General features: G+C 59.4%; 11 protein-coding genes and 2 tRNA genes. 2 read left to right on the top strand and 11 right to left on the bottom strand.

The genetic code is table 11. The features are described from left to right. Positions 1-40: 40 nt before the first annotated feature. Positions 41-1072 carry a carbohydrate ABC transporter permease gene (locus tag HMPREF1219_RS01940; RefSeq protein ID WP_016457331.1) on the bottom strand — a complete coding sequence of 344 codons (1032 nt, stop codon included), beginning with the start codon at positions 1070-1072 and terminating at the stop codon, positions 41-43. Continuing rightward, positions 1073-2020: a carbohydrate ABC transporter permease gene (locus HMPREF1219_RS01935; protein ID WP_016457330.1), complete on the bottom strand. Its 948-nt coding sequence runs from the start codon at positions 2018-2020 to the stop codon at positions 1073-1075. Positions 2021-2441: 421 nt separating this feature from the next. On the opposite strand from HMPREF1219_RS01935, the gene HMPREF1219_RS01930 reads away from it, so the two are divergent. After that, positions 2442-2642 carry a hypothetical protein gene (locus HMPREF1219_RS01930; RefSeq protein ID WP_016457329.1) on the top strand — a complete coding sequence of 67 codons (201 nt, stop codon included), beginning with the start codon at positions 2442-2444 and terminating at the stop codon, positions 2640-2642. A 421-nt stretch (positions 2643-3063) separates the two neighbouring features. On the opposite strand, the gene HMPREF1219_RS01925 is transcribed toward HMPREF1219_RS01930, so the two are convergent. The 3 genes from HMPREF1219_RS01925 to gltX all read right to left on the bottom strand — a co-directional run bounded on the left by HMPREF1219_RS01925 (position 3064) and on the right by gltX (position 4899). Next, a tRNA-Glu gene (locus HMPREF1219_RS01925) sits at positions 3064-3136 on the bottom strand. A gap of 57 nt (positions 3137-3193) precedes the next feature. Next, a tRNA-Gln gene (locus HMPREF1219_RS01920) sits at positions 3194-3265 on the bottom strand. Between the two features lie 152 nt (positions 3266-3417). Further along, positions 3418-4899, bottom strand: a complete 1482-nt coding sequence (gltX, locus tag HMPREF1219_RS01915; protein WP_084594625.1) for a glutamate--tRNA ligase — start codon at positions 4897-4899, stop codon at positions 3418-3420. Positions 4900-4932: 33 nt separating this feature from the next. Here gltX and HMPREF1219_RS01910 point away from each other — a divergent pair, with 33 nt between their 5' ends. After that, on the top strand, positions 4933-6033 hold the full coding sequence (locus tag HMPREF1219_RS01910; RefSeq protein WP_016457327.1) for an isochorismate synthase: 1101 nt from the start codon (positions 4933-4935) through the stop codon (positions 6031-6033). A gap of 14 nt (positions 6034-6047) precedes the next feature. Here the strand turns inward: HMPREF1219_RS01910 and HMPREF1219_RS01905 are convergent, their stop codons facing one another. The 6 genes from HMPREF1219_RS01905 to HMPREF1219_RS01880 all read right to left on the bottom strand — a co-directional run bounded on the left by HMPREF1219_RS01905 (position 6048) and on the right by HMPREF1219_RS01880 (position 14805). After that, positions 6048-6845, bottom strand: a complete 798-nt coding sequence (locus HMPREF1219_RS01905) for a fumarylacetoacetate hydrolase family protein (RefSeq protein ID WP_040426762.1) — start codon at positions 6843-6845, stop codon at positions 6048-6050. A gap of 208 nt (positions 6846-7053) precedes the next feature. Further along, positions 7054-8079, bottom strand: coding sequence for a 3-isopropylmalate dehydrogenase (locus HMPREF1219_RS01900; RefSeq protein ID WP_016457325.1), 1026 nt, complete (start codon positions 8077-8079; stop codon positions 7054-7056). Between the two features lie 285 nt (positions 8080-8364). After that, the gene (gene serA, locus HMPREF1219_RS01895) at positions 8365-9960 is read right to left on the bottom strand and encodes a phosphoglycerate dehydrogenase (RefSeq protein ID WP_016457324.1); all 1596 of its coding nucleotides are present in this window, start codon (positions 9958-9960) and stop codon (positions 8365-8367) included. Positions 9961-10082: 122 nt separating this feature from the next. After that, entirely contained in the window at positions 10083-11549 is a 1467-nt protein-coding gene (locus tag HMPREF1219_RS01890; protein ID WP_040427093.1) for a hypothetical protein, read from the bottom strand. Positions 11550-12123: 574 nt separating this feature from the next. Further along, on the bottom strand, positions 12124-13929 hold the full coding sequence (locus tag HMPREF1219_RS01885) for a GmrSD restriction endonuclease domain-containing protein (protein WP_016457322.1): 1806 nt from the start codon (positions 13927-13929) through the stop codon (positions 12124-12126). 24 nt (positions 13930-13953) lie between these two features. Continuing rightward, on the bottom strand, positions 13954-14805 hold the full coding sequence (locus HMPREF1219_RS01880) for a cation diffusion facilitator family transporter (RefSeq protein ID WP_245554374.1): 852 nt from the start codon (positions 14803-14805) through the stop codon (positions 13954-13956). Between the last annotated feature and the right edge of the window lies 1 nt (position 14806).

The following is a 14806-nucleotide window of genomic DNA, read 5'->3' as shown; positions in this document are numbered from 1 at the left end:
GAGTAGTTGGTGTTTGCGTTGGTGGAGGTAAATGCTGGGGTTAGCCCTTCACTGCTCCTGCGGTCAAGCCCTTGATCATCTTCTTCTGAAGGACAAGGAAGCACGCGAGCATGGGGATTGTTGCCAGGACTGTTCCCGCCATCACCGGACCCCAGTTGGTCAGGCCTTCAGCATCTTGCAAGCGAGTCAAGCCCACGGGCAACGGTGCCGTGGCCGGGGTGTCCGTGATGAGGAACGGCCACAGGTACTGGTTCCACTCGCCTACCACGGTGATGAGCACGAAGGCGGACAGCGTGGGCCAGCTCATGGGCAATACCACCTTGAACAGGGTGGTGAAGAAGCCGGCGCCATCCATTTCTGCGGCCTCCATGATCTCCTTGGGCAGGGACATGAAGTGGTTGCGCATGAGGAAGGCGCCGAAGGCCACGCCTGCAAGCGGAATGATGACGCCTGCGAAGGTATTCCTCCAACCGAGGGAAGCGACGAGCGCGTAGTTGGAAATGATGGTGATCTGGTTAGGCACCATGAGGGTGGCAATGACTAGCAAAAAAAGGACGTTGCGGCCAGGGAACTTGAGGAACGCGAAAGCGTAGGCGCTCATCACTCCGAGTGCCACCTCGATCACCGTGAGAATTGACGTGATAATAACCGAGTTACGCAGGTAGAGGTTGAAGCCCGAGGTCTCCATGACGTAGGAGTAGTTCTCCGGCGCGAAAGGGTTCGGCCAGAAGGTGATGGGGTCCGAGTACACATCCTGGAACGTCTTAAACGAGGTAACAACGATGAAGTACAGCGGCACAAGAATGACGAGCACTGTCGCTGTGAGGGCAAGGTAGCCGAAGACCTTGGCGATCACCGAGGTGTGCTCCACTCCGCCGCCACCCGCGGCTAAGCGCTTGCGCTGCGCGTCAGTGATGACTGGCTCGCCTTCGCCCTGCGAACCGGGAACCGGCGGCAGATCCTTGCGCGGTTGCACAGAAGTTTTCACAGGCCGGAAGCGGCCGCTGGTGAGCCGACGTTTCTTGCGTTGCGACCCCTTCTGGGCTTCATCGATGTTGATTGCACTGGACATCTATTTCTCCCCCTTTTCTTGGTAATAAACCTGGATCGCGGTGATGACAAGCACCACGAGGAACATGATCGTGGCCACGGCCGCGCCGTATCCCGCCCGGTTGTTGACGAATGTCTCCTGGTACACCTGGAACACCATGGTCGACGTGCCATATCCAAAAGGTCCGCCCTTGGTCATAGCGTTGATGATGTCGAACACTTGGAACGAGTTGAGCAGCACGGTGATGGACAAGAAGAAGGTTGTACCGCGCAACTGTGGCATGACCACGCGGAAGAAGCGACGCAGTGGCGGGGTCCCGTCGATCTCCGCCGCCTCGTCGAGATCCTTGCGCCTACCTTGCAACGCGGCTAGGTAAATGACGAAAACGTAGCCGACGTTCTTCCACACGTAGGTAATAGTGATCATGGACAGGGCCCACTTGGATTCCTGGTAGAAGTTCGGCGTTTCGATTCCGACCATGCCAAGGAAGTACTGGATAAGCCCGTAGTTGGGGTCAAAGACGAACTGGAACGCCACGCCGATGGCTGCGCCCGCGATGACGTAGGGGGCGAACACCATGGAGCGCACGGCTGCTCGGCCGAACAGCTTCTGGTCGAGCAACAAGGCAAGAGCTAGACCGATCACCATGGATCCTGCGACGGCAAAGAACGTGAATACGACGGTGTTGAAAACCACCGTCTTCGTCTCCGGTGCCGTGAACCACTCGATGTAGTTATCGAGCCCCACGAACTTCATTCGCGACGACGAGATATTCCAGTTGTAAAACGAAATACGGATGTTATCTAGTAGCGGCCTGTACGTAAATACCACGAGAAGCGCGAGGTTGGGCAACACCAGTGCTGCTGCGAGAAGCAGTTGCTTGGCGCTGTAGTGGACAGCCCGCTTCTTAGAAGCAAAACTCTCCGAAACCGTCGGCTTCTCGCTTACCGCGGGGATGAGCGTAACCATGGCTGAGACACTAAATGTCATACGTAAACGAGCAGTTACTTTTGGTGTCCTAGGAGGTGAACAGTCGGTAAATAATCAGTTTTCTCCCGAGGGCCTCACGGCTCATACCAGCGCGCTCTACCCCCGAAAAGAGGGAATCTGAAGACGTATTTGAAATTACACAAAAATTTTCTTGTTGCACTATCCACATTTTCGACTCACAGAAATCACCCCTATTTACCTGCAGAATTTCGGAGAAAAGTTAGTTTTCCGACAAAACTTATTAATTGCTAAGAAAGTCATGAGAACCGCTTAAGGGGGGCACTCACCAGAGTAGAGGTTCCGATACGACTAAGGAAAACGACCGTGCTCTGCTACTATCTGGAATCGCGCCACAAACCGTGGCACTGTACAAGTCTAAGAAGGAAAGAAGGACCAGAAAATGGATCTCTCCACTACCCTCAACATCGTCAAGTCCATCGTCAAGGCTCTCAAGGGCATCGCCAACGGCGACATCGACTTCGAGAACCTCTCCTCCGGCCTGGACAAGCTCAGCTCCATGTTCGACTCCGTCGAGGGCTCTTCCGAGAAGGAAGGCGCCGAGAAGGTTGCTGAGACCAAGGATGCTATCTCCGGTAAGTAAAAACTTACTTCTTTTCAGTGGCACGCACCTCCGCGGTGCGTGCCACTTTTTTGTTACTCCCCCTTGAGGCGGAACTCCCGAATGCCCTACAGAGCCTTGAAAGTCGTCGGAAGTATCGGCGGCAATGTGGAAGGTATGCGGTTTGCTTTGAGGCCCGTATTCCCGAGCGCCCTACACCACTACAACTGCGTAAAAGAACGATTTAGCGCACAGCCTTCACAGAGTCCGTCCGCACCACCTTTTCCACCTAACTTGCCAGACTCGCCTTTACCCCTTAACCCCCACAGCCCCCGATCAACCATCTGCCGAACCGACCACCCGTATTCTGCTAATAACCTAAACCGCAGGTGCGCCCCCAGGTTCGCCGCGACCACTCCACAGAAAAATAAAAGCGCCACCCTTATCAGGTGGCGCTTATCTGTACCCCGCACGGGATTTGAACCCGTGCCGCCGCCGTGAGAGGGCGGTGTCCTAGGCCGCTAGACGAGCGGGGCATATTTATATTTCACACGGAGCTTAACACCGTGATACTTCATCTATAAGACGAAGAGCTGGCCTACCAGGACTCGAACCTAGAATGGCGGTACCAGAAACCGCTGTGTTGCCAATTACACCATAGGCCATCTGTTGAACCGACTTCCTTGCCGGCAACGCAGATAACTATAACCATAACCACGTAGCTAGACAAATCGCCAGCTCATACACCCCTTTAATGAATCACAACGACGCAATTAGAGGGAGCTTCCCCCACGCAGGCGGGGGAAGCGAAAGAGCCCTACTGCTGGGGCTCAGCCTGCCACGGGGTGACCTTTTGGGCGGCTCGGATGCGTCCCAGGGTCCGCTCCCGTCCGAGGAGCTCCATGGACTCAAACAGCGGCGGGGACACGGCCTCGCCGGAGGTTGCTACGCGCAGCGCACCGTAGGCCTTGCGGGGCTTCATCTCCAGCTCGTCGATAAGCCGGGTTGACAGTGCCTTCTCAATGTTCTCGGTGGTCCACTCGTCCACGCCCTCCAGGACCGTGAGGCCCTCTTCGAGTGCCTGAACCGCGTCCTGCTTGAGGTTCTTGCGGGCAGCCTTCTCATCGAGGGTGAACTCGTCCTCGCTCACCACGAGGAACTTCAGCAGCCCGTAAGCCTCCGAGAGAGTCTTGATGCGCGTTTGCACGAGCGTTGCGGCGAACGCGAAGTCCTCATCCGGCAGGTGGAAATCGTAGTGCTCCGCCAGGAAGGTCTTGAGACGCTGCTCAAAGTCCTTCGGGTCGAGCATGCGGATGTGATCGGCGTTGATTGCCTCAAGCTTCTTCTGATCGAAGCGGGCGGGGTTACCCAACACGTCGTGCACGTCGAAGGCCTTGACAAACTCCTCTACAGAGAAGATGTCCTGGTCGCCCTTGAAAGACCAACCCAGAAGGGCCAGGTAGTTGAGCATGCCCTCGGGGATGATGCCAGCATCGCGGTGGTTGAAGAGGTTCGACTGCGGGTCGCGCTTGGAGAGCTTCTTGTTGCCCTCCCCCATGACGAACGGCAAGTGGCCGAACTCCGGGGTTTGCTTGGCAATACCGAGCTCGATGAGTGCCTCGTACAGAGCCAGCTGACGCGGGGTGGACGGCAGGATATCTTCGCCACGCAGCACGTGCGTGATGCCCATGAGGGCATCATCGATCGGGTTCACGAGCGTGTACAGCGGGGAGCCGTCGGAGCGGGCGACGACATAATCGGGCTGGGTCTCCGGGGCGAAGGAGATCTCGCCGCGAACCATATCGTTCCACGTCCAGGTGCGGTGCGGCATCTTGAAGCGCCACACAGGCTTGCGCCCCTCGGCCTCGAACTGCGCGATCTGCTCGTCGGTGAGGTCGCGGTCGTAGTTATCGTAGCCGAGGTGCGGGTCGCGTCCAGCCGCCTTGTGACGCTCCTGCACCTCCTCGTTGGTGGAGTACGCCGGGTACACGTAGCCGGCCTTCTTGAGCTTCTCTAGAGCGTCGAGGTAAATATCCCCGCGCTGGCTCTGGCGGTAGGGCTCGTGCGGGCCGCCCTTGACCACGCCCTCATCCCAATCGAGGCCGAGCCACGTGAGCGAATCAATGATCGCCTGGTAGCTCTCCTCAGAGTCGCGGGCCGCATCGGTATCCTCGATGCGGAAGATCAGCTTGCCGCCGGTGTGGCGGGCATATCCCCAGTTAAATAAAGCTGTGCGCACCATGCCGACATGGGGCGTGCCGGTTGGTGACGGACAGAAACGTACACGTACATCAGACATGGTGTAAAAGTCTACCCGCTACAATTTCTCACCATGCGACTAAGCAGACCCGTAAGACCTAGCACAGCACCCGACTTTCTTCTCTCGCGTTCGCACGGATCCGTCCGCACCCAGGGACGGCGCGCGTTTTATACGTCCATCGACGAGGCGATCAAGGCCTTGAAATCGACGGAACTCATCGTGGGAGCCATCCCCTTCGACCCGAGCGCACCCGCGGCGCTCACGGAACCGGAGTCGGTGATCTGGGAAGAATCGTCCCTCCACCCCCACCCGTACTACCTCACCGGAGAGGGGTCCACGCTTCACGCACGCATCGCGGGTTTTGATCCCTCACCGGAGGAGCACCTAAAGAGGGTGACCCGGGCCGTCGACAAGCTAATAAAGGGTGAGCTCAGCAAGGTAGTACTTGCGAGGGCCGTGGACATCAGCTTTGATGAGCCGGTGGATCCACGCCTGGTGGCGGCGCGACTCATCGCCACTTCGTCGGCCCACGACGGGTTCATCGTCGACCTGGGTGACTCGTGGCTCGTGGGCTGCTCCCCCGAGGTTCTCGTGCGCAAGCAGGGACGGGAGGTGACGTGCTTCCCACTGGCCGGCACGGCGCCCCGAAGCACCGACCCGGAAAAGGACGCGGAATCGGCCCGCTCGCTGGTGGAATCTGCCAAGGACCTGGCCGAGCACCGCTACGTGGTGGACAACATCCGCGAGTCGCTTGAGCCCCTGACCACAAAGCTCGATATCCCCTCCACCCCGCAGCTCATCAGCACCAACGAGGTGTGGCACCTGGCCACCCCGATCCGTGGCGAGCTGGCCAGTGACAGCCTCACCGCGCTCGATCTCGCACGCACCGTGCACCCCACACCGGCCATCTGTGGCACGCCCGAGGAGGCAGCGCGAAACATGATCCTGGAGGTGGAATCGGACCGCCGGTTCTACGCAGGCGCGGTCGGCTGGGCCGATAACAAGGGCAACGGCGAGTTCATGGTTGCCATCCGCTGTGCCGAAGTCTCCGGCGACGGAACGCACGCCCGCGCGTGGGCCGGCGGTGGCATTGTCGCTCAGTCCGATCCGCGCCAGGAGCTCGAGGAGACGACGGCGAAGCTCAAGACGATCCTCGGCTCCCTCGGGTTGTAGCGGTCGCAGTTTTCTTAAGCGTTGACCACCTTGTTGCGCAGCTGACCGAGGCCCTCGACCTCGATTGTGATGATATCGCCATCGACCATCTGCCGCGTGCCCGCCGGCGAACCGGTGGAGATGACGTCACCAGGCAGGAGGGTCATCGTCCGGGAAATGTACTCGAGAATCTCACCGAATCCCCAGATCATCTGGCTTGTCCGAGAATCCTGATACGTGGTGGTCGAGCCCTCGTGGGTGAGGTGCCCCTTGATGCCAAGATCCTCGAGATCGAAGCTGTCTAGGTCCGTATCAATCCACGGGCCCATGGGGCAGAAAGTATCGATTCCCTTGCCCACGGTCCATTGCCCCTCGGAGAACTGCAGGTCCCGGTCAGTAACGTCATTGATAATGGTGAGGCCCAACACGTAGGACTTCCACTCATCGCGCTTCACGTTCTTGCAGGGCTTGGAGATAACAAAAGCAAGCTCCCCCTCGAACTCCACGTTGTGGGCGAACTCGGGGATCCGGATGGGCGCACCGGGGCCGATCACGGATGTCGGCGGCTTCATGAACAAAGTGGGGGGCAGCGTGGACGCGGTTTTCTTGAACACCTCTTCCACGTGGTCGGCATAATTCCTGCCGATGAGCAGGATCTTGGAGGGAAGCATGGGAGCGAGCAGCTTAACCTCGTCCGGGCCGTACTCCTTACCCGTGTACACGGGCTCCTCAAAGGGGTGCCCCTTGATGGGCTTGAATGTGATATCGGCACCGTCGCCATCGACGACGCAGAAGCTCATGGATTCTTTTGTGGCAATTCGTGCAAAACGCATACGGAGAACTATAACCCGCCACCCCACGGGCTCGCGCAAAAAAGCTCCAAACGTAGCACCTAGGGCCAGCCCTCGACCCGTTTCCCGTGTTCACCGGCGCGCGGCGGCTGTGGGCTGCAGACACGAATGCCCCGGGGCTGTGGCCCCGGGGCGGCAACGCGGTGCTCCCGTACCCACGCTTCCTACGACGAGAGGCGGGACCTCCGCACTAGGATGCGGACGCGACCGCCGCCGCGATATCGTCGCCGATGGTGGCAGTGTGGATATCGTCCGCGGCGCGAGTCTCCACATCGTGTGCGACGGCGGAGCGGATCTTCTGCGCATTCTCCTCATCACCGAGGTGCTCGAGCAGCATGGCGGCAGACAAAATCGCGGCGCGGGGATCGGCAATTCCCTTTCCTGCGATGTCCGGCGCGGAGCCGTGTACCGGCTCGAACATAGACGGGTTCTTTCGGGTGGCGTCGATGTTGCCCGAGGCAGCAAGGCCAATTCCGCCGGTGATGGCACCCGCCAGGTCGGTGAGGATATCGCCGAACAGGTTGTCCGTCACGATGACGTCATAGCGGGAGGGATCGGTCACCATGTAGATGGTTGCGGCATCGATGTGGTTGTAGTCCACCTCCACCTGTGGGTACTCTTTGGCCACCTCGTCGACGGTGCGCTTCCACAGGCCACCGGCGTTGACCAGGACGTTCATCTTGTGCACGAGAGTGAGCTTCTTGCGGCGCTTCATCGCCCGCTCGAAAGCATCACGCACTACTCTCTCCACCCCGAAGCGGGTGTTCTGGGAAACCTCGGATGCGACCTCGTTGGCAGTGCCGTGGCGAAGCGAACCGCCGTTGCCACAATACAGGCCCTCAGTTCCCTCGCGGACGACGACAAAATCGATCTCCCCCGGATCCTTGAGGGGCGTGGGGGACGTGGGGTACAACTTTGCGGGGCGGAGGTTGACAAAGTGGTCCAGCTCAAAGCGCAGCTTCAGCAGCAGGCCGCGCTCCAGGACTCCGGGGGCCACGTCGCCGGGGGCGCCGACGGCACCGAGCAGGATGGCATCGTGCTCGCGCAGGCGTGCCAGATCCTCGTCGGTGAGGAGATCCCCCGTAGCCAGGTAGCGCCGCGCGCCGAGGTCAAAATCGGTCACCGCGATATCGTCCCGGACGGCACGCAGCACCTTGAGTGCCTCAGCGGTTACCTCGGACCCGATGCCGTCTCCACCAATAACTGCCAATCTCATAACATGAACTCCATTTCTCACTATGTGACTTCCTAGAGTGTAGCAGGAGAGGGCGAACAGACATACTCCGCTTCCCCCGTCGCACCTCAAAGCCACAACCCATTATCCGCAGCCACAGCGGGACTGGCACGTCCGTGCCACACAACCAGTAGTCCCACAACCTTGGACCCTTGCCACACAAAAAGGTCACGCACAAAAACGTGCGTGACCTGAGTGGTCCAAAGACTATCCGAGCGCCGGGTCCCGCTCAAACTGCTGTGCGGCAACCCGGCGACAGGGGCTTAACTATCTGCCGAGATCAATCTTGTACGCCTCGGCCTTGAGAGCCTCGGCACAATCCTCAAGCGTCTCGGGAGAGACATCCCCGTCGACGCGGAGCATCAACGTGGCCGCCGCCGAATCCCTATCAATAGACATCGCCGCAGCCAGGATGTTGATTCCCTTGGCACCCAGACGCGACCCTGCCTTGCCAATGGCACCGGGGTGATCCTGGTAGCGCAGGATAATGTTCTTGCCCACCGCGTGGAGGTCCAGCGGACGACGCCCCAGCGTGATGATGCGCTCCTCCTTATCAATGCCAGAGAGCGCGCCCTTGGCGGAGTACTTCGAGCCATCCGCGGCGATGACCGTCACCTCCAAGGTGGACCTGTACGACTGCGCCTGAGGCTCGGTATAGGTAGACACGGTGACACCGCGCTCCTTGGCGATCTGGGCAACATTGACAAAGCTCACTCCACCATCAACGTAGCGAGCAAAGATCCCGCGCAACGCGGAGAGCCCGAGGGGCTCGATGTTCTCGTGGGAGATCTCGCCCCTGGCAATGATCTCCACCGTGGCCGGAGCCTTGTTGAGCACGGCGGAAGCGATAAGCCCCAGCTTCCGAGACAGGTTGAGCCAATCCGAAACCTCACGGGACGGCCGCCCGCCGGGCACGTTCACGGCGTCCGGGACCAAATCGCCGTGGAGCGCCATGAGGACGGATCGAGCCACGTCCCGCCCGGCGCGATCTTGCGCCTCGAAAGTGGAGGCACCCAGGTGAGGGGTGACCACAGTCTCTGGTAGGGCGAACAGCGGCGAATCCGTGCACGGTTCGGTTGCATAGACATCGAAGCCCGCGCCACGGATGCGCCCCTCATTGATCGCGTCGGCCAACGCTTGCTCGTCAACAAGCCCGCCTCGCGCGGCATCGATAATTATCTGCCCCTGCTTGGCACAACTGAGCAGCTCCCGATCGAACATCCGCTCCGTCTCCGGAGTCTTAGGCAGGTGAATCGTGACAAAGTCCGAGCGCTCCATGAGATCCTTAATAGGAACAAGCTCCACGCCAAGTTGCGCGGCACGGGCCGGGTTAGCGTACGGATCATAAGCGATAATTTCATCCACGCCGAAGGCGGAAATGCGCTCGGCAAAAAGCTGCCCAATGTGTCCGAAGCCAACGATGCCTACAACCTTGCCGTAGATCTCTACACCCTTGAACTTGGACCGCTTCCATTGACCATCGCGCAAGGACTTATCCGCGCTAGGGATTTGGCGGGCGGTAGCCAGCATGAGTGCCAGAGCATGCTCACACGCCGAGTGAATATTCGACGTGGGAGCATTGGCCACCATAATACCCTTTTCAGTAGCCGTTTCCACGTCAACGTTATCGAGCCCAACACCTGCCCGGCCCACAATTTTGAGCTCGGCTCCCGCATCGAGCACCTCCTTGTCCACCTTGGTGGCAGACCGCACGAGGAGAGCATCCGCTTCGGACACAGCCGCAAGGAGAGCGGCCCGATCCGTACCGTCTACCCAGCGGACCTCTACCTCCGAGCCCAGGATGTCCACAGTCGACTGCGACAACTTATCTGCAATGAGAACTACTGGTTTACGCGTAGGCATATCTCTCCTTCAAATCACCACACCATGCGAATAAATCGCACGGTAATGCATATTTTATGCATATGATGGTTCAGATTGTAGCCCACTAGTTCCCCAATGTGAACCCGTTTCAGGCGAGGGTTTTACTGGTAGGACACAAACCACGGTTGGGGTTGGACGTCCACCATCGTCTGCTCAGGGGTGAAAGTTGGTATGTCTTCATCGATGAAATTCTTCCACGCCATGAAGTAGCGCGACCCGAGGTTTTGGCGGAGTACATTCCACGTATCAAATTTTTGCTCCGGGTACCCGTGGCCGTCAGCGTGCAAAACGAACGCTAGCTCCGGGTGCAGGGTGTCAATATTCTCCCGGTCAGGCAACATCGTCACCTGAAACTGGTGGATCACGAAGAGCTTTTGAGGAAGGTTCTCTTCCCGGACAAGCTCGGCTAACCACTCTGACACAACGTTGATTTCTTCCGCAGTGGCCGAGCCGATGCGCTGCATAGGCAGCTCGTCCGGGCCAATGTTCCACTCTGCATCGAGCGCTAAACCAACATTGGGGCGCTGCAGAAGCCCCTCATAGAGCTTCGCCTGCTCTAGGAAGCTCGCTCGACCAGGCTGGAGGTCGAGCACCGCGTACCCTCCTGCGGCAGTGATGGCGTCGATGTAGCCGACGAGCTCCTCGGGTTCTGATTCGTTGGAGTAGTTCCCATCGGGACCGGGTCCCCCAGAGGCCACCGTGGCGATGATCTCGAAGGCAGGGACGACAGGCTCCTTGGAAAACTGCTGGTACTGCGAGACCAGCTCGTTGACGCGATCGACTGACTCTTCAGGTGACTGCTCACCCATCACACCCAACACGGGCGTGAGCTGGTGCCCATACAAGGCAACCATCCGCTGACCGGGAAGAGCCAACGGCGTACCGGTGGCTAGGTGCGGACGTTCCTTTTCCCCAAACCGAATCTCCTCTGCTAGAAACTCGCCCGTACCAAACGCCTCGCCGAGGGCGATGAGCGGTCGATCCGCCAATCCGGCTACAAGCTCCATCGACTCCTTAGAGATGCGTGGGTCAGGGTAGTCAAGCACGTGCACATCCGCACCGTAGACTCGGGCGTTCGCAATGGCTGCCACCGCGGTACCCGGCCAGGCCAAGACAACCGGCGCCATTCCCCCGTCACGTGCGGATTGGATAGGAAAGGCGTGAAGCGGGGTTCGCTTCGCCGTGGTTGGCTTGTTATCCACCGTTGTCACCGGTGCTTCCGGTTTGACAAGGTGCTCGGGGATCGGTTCAAAATCAGGCACCAGCTGCGCCAACGATTCCGGTCCGAGGCTCGCCACCGCTGCGGCCACGTCCTGTGGTTCGGTCACCTTCTTCTTGTCTAGCTTCATGGCGATGAGTTCCTCCACCGCCCGGTCCGTGAAATCATCCGTGATGATAGTGGTCTCGGGGTTAATCCCCGTCAGATCCGCATCTCCTACCGCGAGGACGGTGTGCGCCTCCAGGCGGGCGAGCTCCTCGATGATGGACTCGCGGTTTTCGGGCGTCATCCGGAACATCGGCGCGTAGGAGGCAACGGACAAGGATGCGCCACGAAGTTGCTCGTTCATCGTCGGGCCGGTCACGATGGCCGTTTCGGACTTCTCCAGGAACATGCGCGAGGTACTCACACCCGAGTAGCTCTCGTCGGTGAGTACCTCGGGATGGGAGGGGAAACGCTCATCCACCGTGCGAGAAGTGTTGCGGGTTTTCGCGTCCGCGAACAGCCCATTCTCCTGGGTCTGAGTGGCCTCTGTCTCCACCGCGTCCTGCTCGCTATTCGCGCACGCGACAAGGGTCGCACCCGCCACACACAACGTGGACACAACGGCAGCTAGCTTCCTAGGGACCGACAAAACCCGGACCTTTCCCAATTCAACTGGTCACACCACACGTTCATGGCTGACTATAAAACGACAACAATGTTTCCACGGTGCCAAAAAACTGGGAAAATAGCAACTACAGCAACTAGCGCACGCGGATGTGACCTCTGTGGGGCACGAGTCCACGACCATCGCAGATCAATTTTCCCCGTGGACTACCTCAGCCGTGTCCAAGGCTTTGAAGCGTCACCCGCCAGACACAACATGAAAGCGGGGACACCACAGGCGTGGAGTCCCCGCAATGAGAGCAGTTTTCTGGCAGCTAGTTGAGGAAAGCGTCTGGCCCTTCGAAGCCACCGCGCAGATCATCCTCGTTCACATCGTGGATGACGGGCTTACCCATGGCCTCTTCCACCATCTTCACAAACCGCTCACGGCGATCCGCGAAGAACTTGAAGGGCTCACCTGCCTGCAGAAGCTCGGGATCCAGGAGGTGTGATGCCAGCACCTTGTTAAATTCCTGCTGATCCATGAGGGACTTACCCATGAGGCGTGCGAGGTACCGCGCTGGGGATGTCCCGGCACGGACCACCTCCGTGCGACGAGCCATGGGCGTGAGGTTGAGAACCGATTCCTCGAGCACGCGGTCAACGCCGTTGTCCTCACACCACGAGCCCGGGAAGATCGTGTGGAAGCCCGTCTTCATCTCAAAGAACGATTGCTCCGTGAACAGCTCTCCTGTGCGCCAATCGCGGGCACCACGGGCCATGAGGAGGGTGTAGATCGCCTTGTGCACCGGCGAATCGCGCCCCACCGAGAAGAGCCGAGACTCGTTGAAGGTGGCCGACTGCACCGTCGCCGGTTCCGGCACTGAGTCATCACCATCGGCACCCGCACGCACCCAGCGGGTCACCTCAGAGCAATCATGCGCAATGCGCGTTGTGAGCGAGTGGGAACTGTACAGCTCTCCGAACACGCCCGACCAGAACCAGCGGTTCATGCGATCAACCGCATCTTGGGATTCAAATACCTCGGGCGTATCCGCGAGCAGCGCAAGGATCACTGTGATTGGAATGAGCTGCTTGGGGAACGGGATCTGTTCAGCCGTGAACATGCCACGCACGGTGACAAACTCTGCTGCGGACTTGATGCCCTTGCGCACCGACTCCGCGGCCGGAATGTAATCGTCGAGGGTAAGACGGAGGATGTCCTCCCTGTGCCCGCGTGCGTGCCCCTTCTTTGCCGTCACGTACAGGGCAACGGCGGTGAGGAAGTCTGTGCGATCCAGCTCCTTGAATACGGGGTGGTTTCCAAGGATGACGCGGGTGCGGTCCCAATCGGCCTTGAGGTCGAACTCCGGGTCCTCCGCCGCAAACACTGCGGTGAGGAGCTCGAAAACATCCATCTGCAGGCCCGCCGAGTTGGCGTGGGCGAAGATGGAACCGACACCGGCCTGCGCGGTCTCCCGGTCGAGGCGGATGACGGGGATCTGGTAGCCCGCCAGTGGCTTTACCACCTTGTTGTTAAAGGCCTTTACTTCCTGCCTCTGCATGTTGCCTGTGGAGGCCATATCAAGAAGTAGGTCTGTCACCTTGTCGGAGAGCAGCGTGGAGACGGGGACAACGTTGGCTTTGAGGTATGCCTCGTAGTTATCGAGCGGGAAGTCGATCTGCGGACCGAAGTGGCTGCGGACCTTCCCGTTCTTGTCCACCGAGAACACTGCCTCGTCGGGAAGGATATCGGACTCCGCCACCTTGTTGAGGTCAACAAAGAAGCGACGCTTGATGGGTTTCGACCTTGAGTCAACGGTTTTGACAAACCCCTCACCCTTCAGCGTGTGGTACAGCGACGTGAGGCGCTGCTGACCGTCGAGAAGCAAGAGCCCAGGGTTGTCGTTGAGGTCGGGCGCACCATCGATGGGGCGCGGACGGAACCGGATCGGGACATGGCGAGTCTCCAGAGCCATGAGAGCGCCGACGGGGTACCCGCGAAGCACCGTGACGATTAATTCACGGATGGCATCGAGGTTCCACTTATAACCTCGCTGAAAATCAGGGAGCTGAAGATCTCCTCTATCTATACGCGCAAACAGATCATGCAAACCGTAGCTTGGTGTTGAAAAACCCATGGCCCCTAATCTATCTTCTTTCCGTTAAGGATGCAGCTCGCCTTCGCACAATGCATGGTCAGGCGTTTCCATTTGGATGGTCGAGTGGGCGATCCCGAGGTGATCGAGTTCCTCATGTGCCGAGTCAAGAACCGGGTGGTGAGGGGCGTGGGCAACGAGGTGGCACGTGGCCAACAGCGACTCGCCGTCCAGGCTCCACACATGGAGATCATGCACTGCGATGACGGAGGGAATTGCCTCGAGTGCCTCCCGCACGTCGTCCACAGAGACTGTGTCCGGTGCCCCTTCCGTGAGTACCCGTGACGAGCTCACCACGAGGCTCACGGCGCGGGGCACGATTATGACGGCGATCAGTAGCGACGCAATGGAATCGGCGGCGGTAAAGCCCGTAAACTTGATTATCAAACCGGCGATGATCACCGCGACTGACCCGAGCAAGTCTGAGAGCACGTGGAGGAACGCGCCACGAACGTTCATCGATTCACCTGCTGAATGGTTGAGAACCACCGCGGAGGCGATGTTGGCCACCAGGCCCACAACTGCCACCACGAGCATGATGTCCGTATGCACCTCGCGGCTCGGGGCGAGGAACCGGACGATGGCACGAACAATAATCCACACGCTGATCGCGAGCACCACTGCCGCGTTGATGAAAGCAGCGAGGACCTCGTAGCGCTTGTTCCCGTAGGTTGCCTTGCTGGAGGCGGCTTTTTGCCCGTACCAGCTCGCCGCGAGGGCGAGGATCAACCCAGCGGCATCGGAGAGCATGTGTGCTGCGTCGGAAAGCAACGCAAGCGACCCCGACACGAAGCCACCGATCACCTCAGCAATCAAGATGGTGACCGTCATCGCGCAGGCGATGCTCAACGCCTGCACA

Source organism: Corynebacterium pyruviciproducens ATCC BAA-1742, from assembly GCF_000411375.1.
Taxonomy (GTDB): Bacteria; Actinomycetota; Actinomycetes; order Mycobacteriales; family Mycobacteriaceae; genus Corynebacterium; species Corynebacterium pyruviciproducens.
This window is presented reverse-complemented; position numbering and strand designations above follow the sequence as displayed.

Excerpts from the sequence above, each read along its gene's own strand:
- HMPREF1219_RS01940 (WP_016457331.1), bottom strand. The coding sequence starts at position 1,072 with ATGTCCAGTGCAATCAACATCGATGAAGCCCAGAAGGGGTCGCAACGC.
- HMPREF1219_RS01935 (WP_016457330.1), bottom strand. The coding sequence starts at position 2,020 with ATGGTTACGCTCATCCCCGCGGTAAGCGAGAAGCCGACGGTTTCGGAG.
- HMPREF1219_RS01930 (WP_016457329.1), top strand. The coding sequence starts at position 2,442 with ATGGATCTCTCCACTACCCTCAACATCGTCAAGTCCATCGTCAAGGCT.
- gltX (WP_084594625.1), bottom strand. The coding sequence starts at position 4,899 with ATGTCTGATGTACGTGTACGTTTCTGTCCGTCACCAACCGGCACGCCC.
- HMPREF1219_RS01910 (WP_016457327.1), top strand. The coding sequence starts at position 4,933 with ATGCGACTAAGCAGACCCGTAAGACCTAGCACAGCACCCGACTTTCTT.
- HMPREF1219_RS01905 (WP_040426762.1), bottom strand. The coding sequence starts at position 6,845 with ATGCGTTTTGCACGAATTGCCACAAAAGAATCCATGAGCTTCTGCGTC.
- HMPREF1219_RS01900 (WP_016457325.1), bottom strand. The coding sequence starts at position 8,079 with ATGAGATTGGCAGTTATTGGTGGAGACGGCATCGGGTCCGAGGTAACC.
- serA (WP_016457324.1), bottom strand. The coding sequence starts at position 9,960 with ATGCCTACGCGTAAACCAGTAGTTCTCATTGCAGATAAGTTGTCGCAG.
- HMPREF1219_RS01890 (WP_040427093.1), bottom strand. The coding sequence starts at position 11,549 with ATGAACGAGCAACTTCGTGGCGCATCCTTGTCCGTTGCCTCCTACGCG.
- HMPREF1219_RS01885 (WP_016457322.1), bottom strand. The coding sequence starts at position 13,929 with ATGGGTTTTTCAACACCAAGCTACGGTTTGCATGATCTGTTTGCGCGT.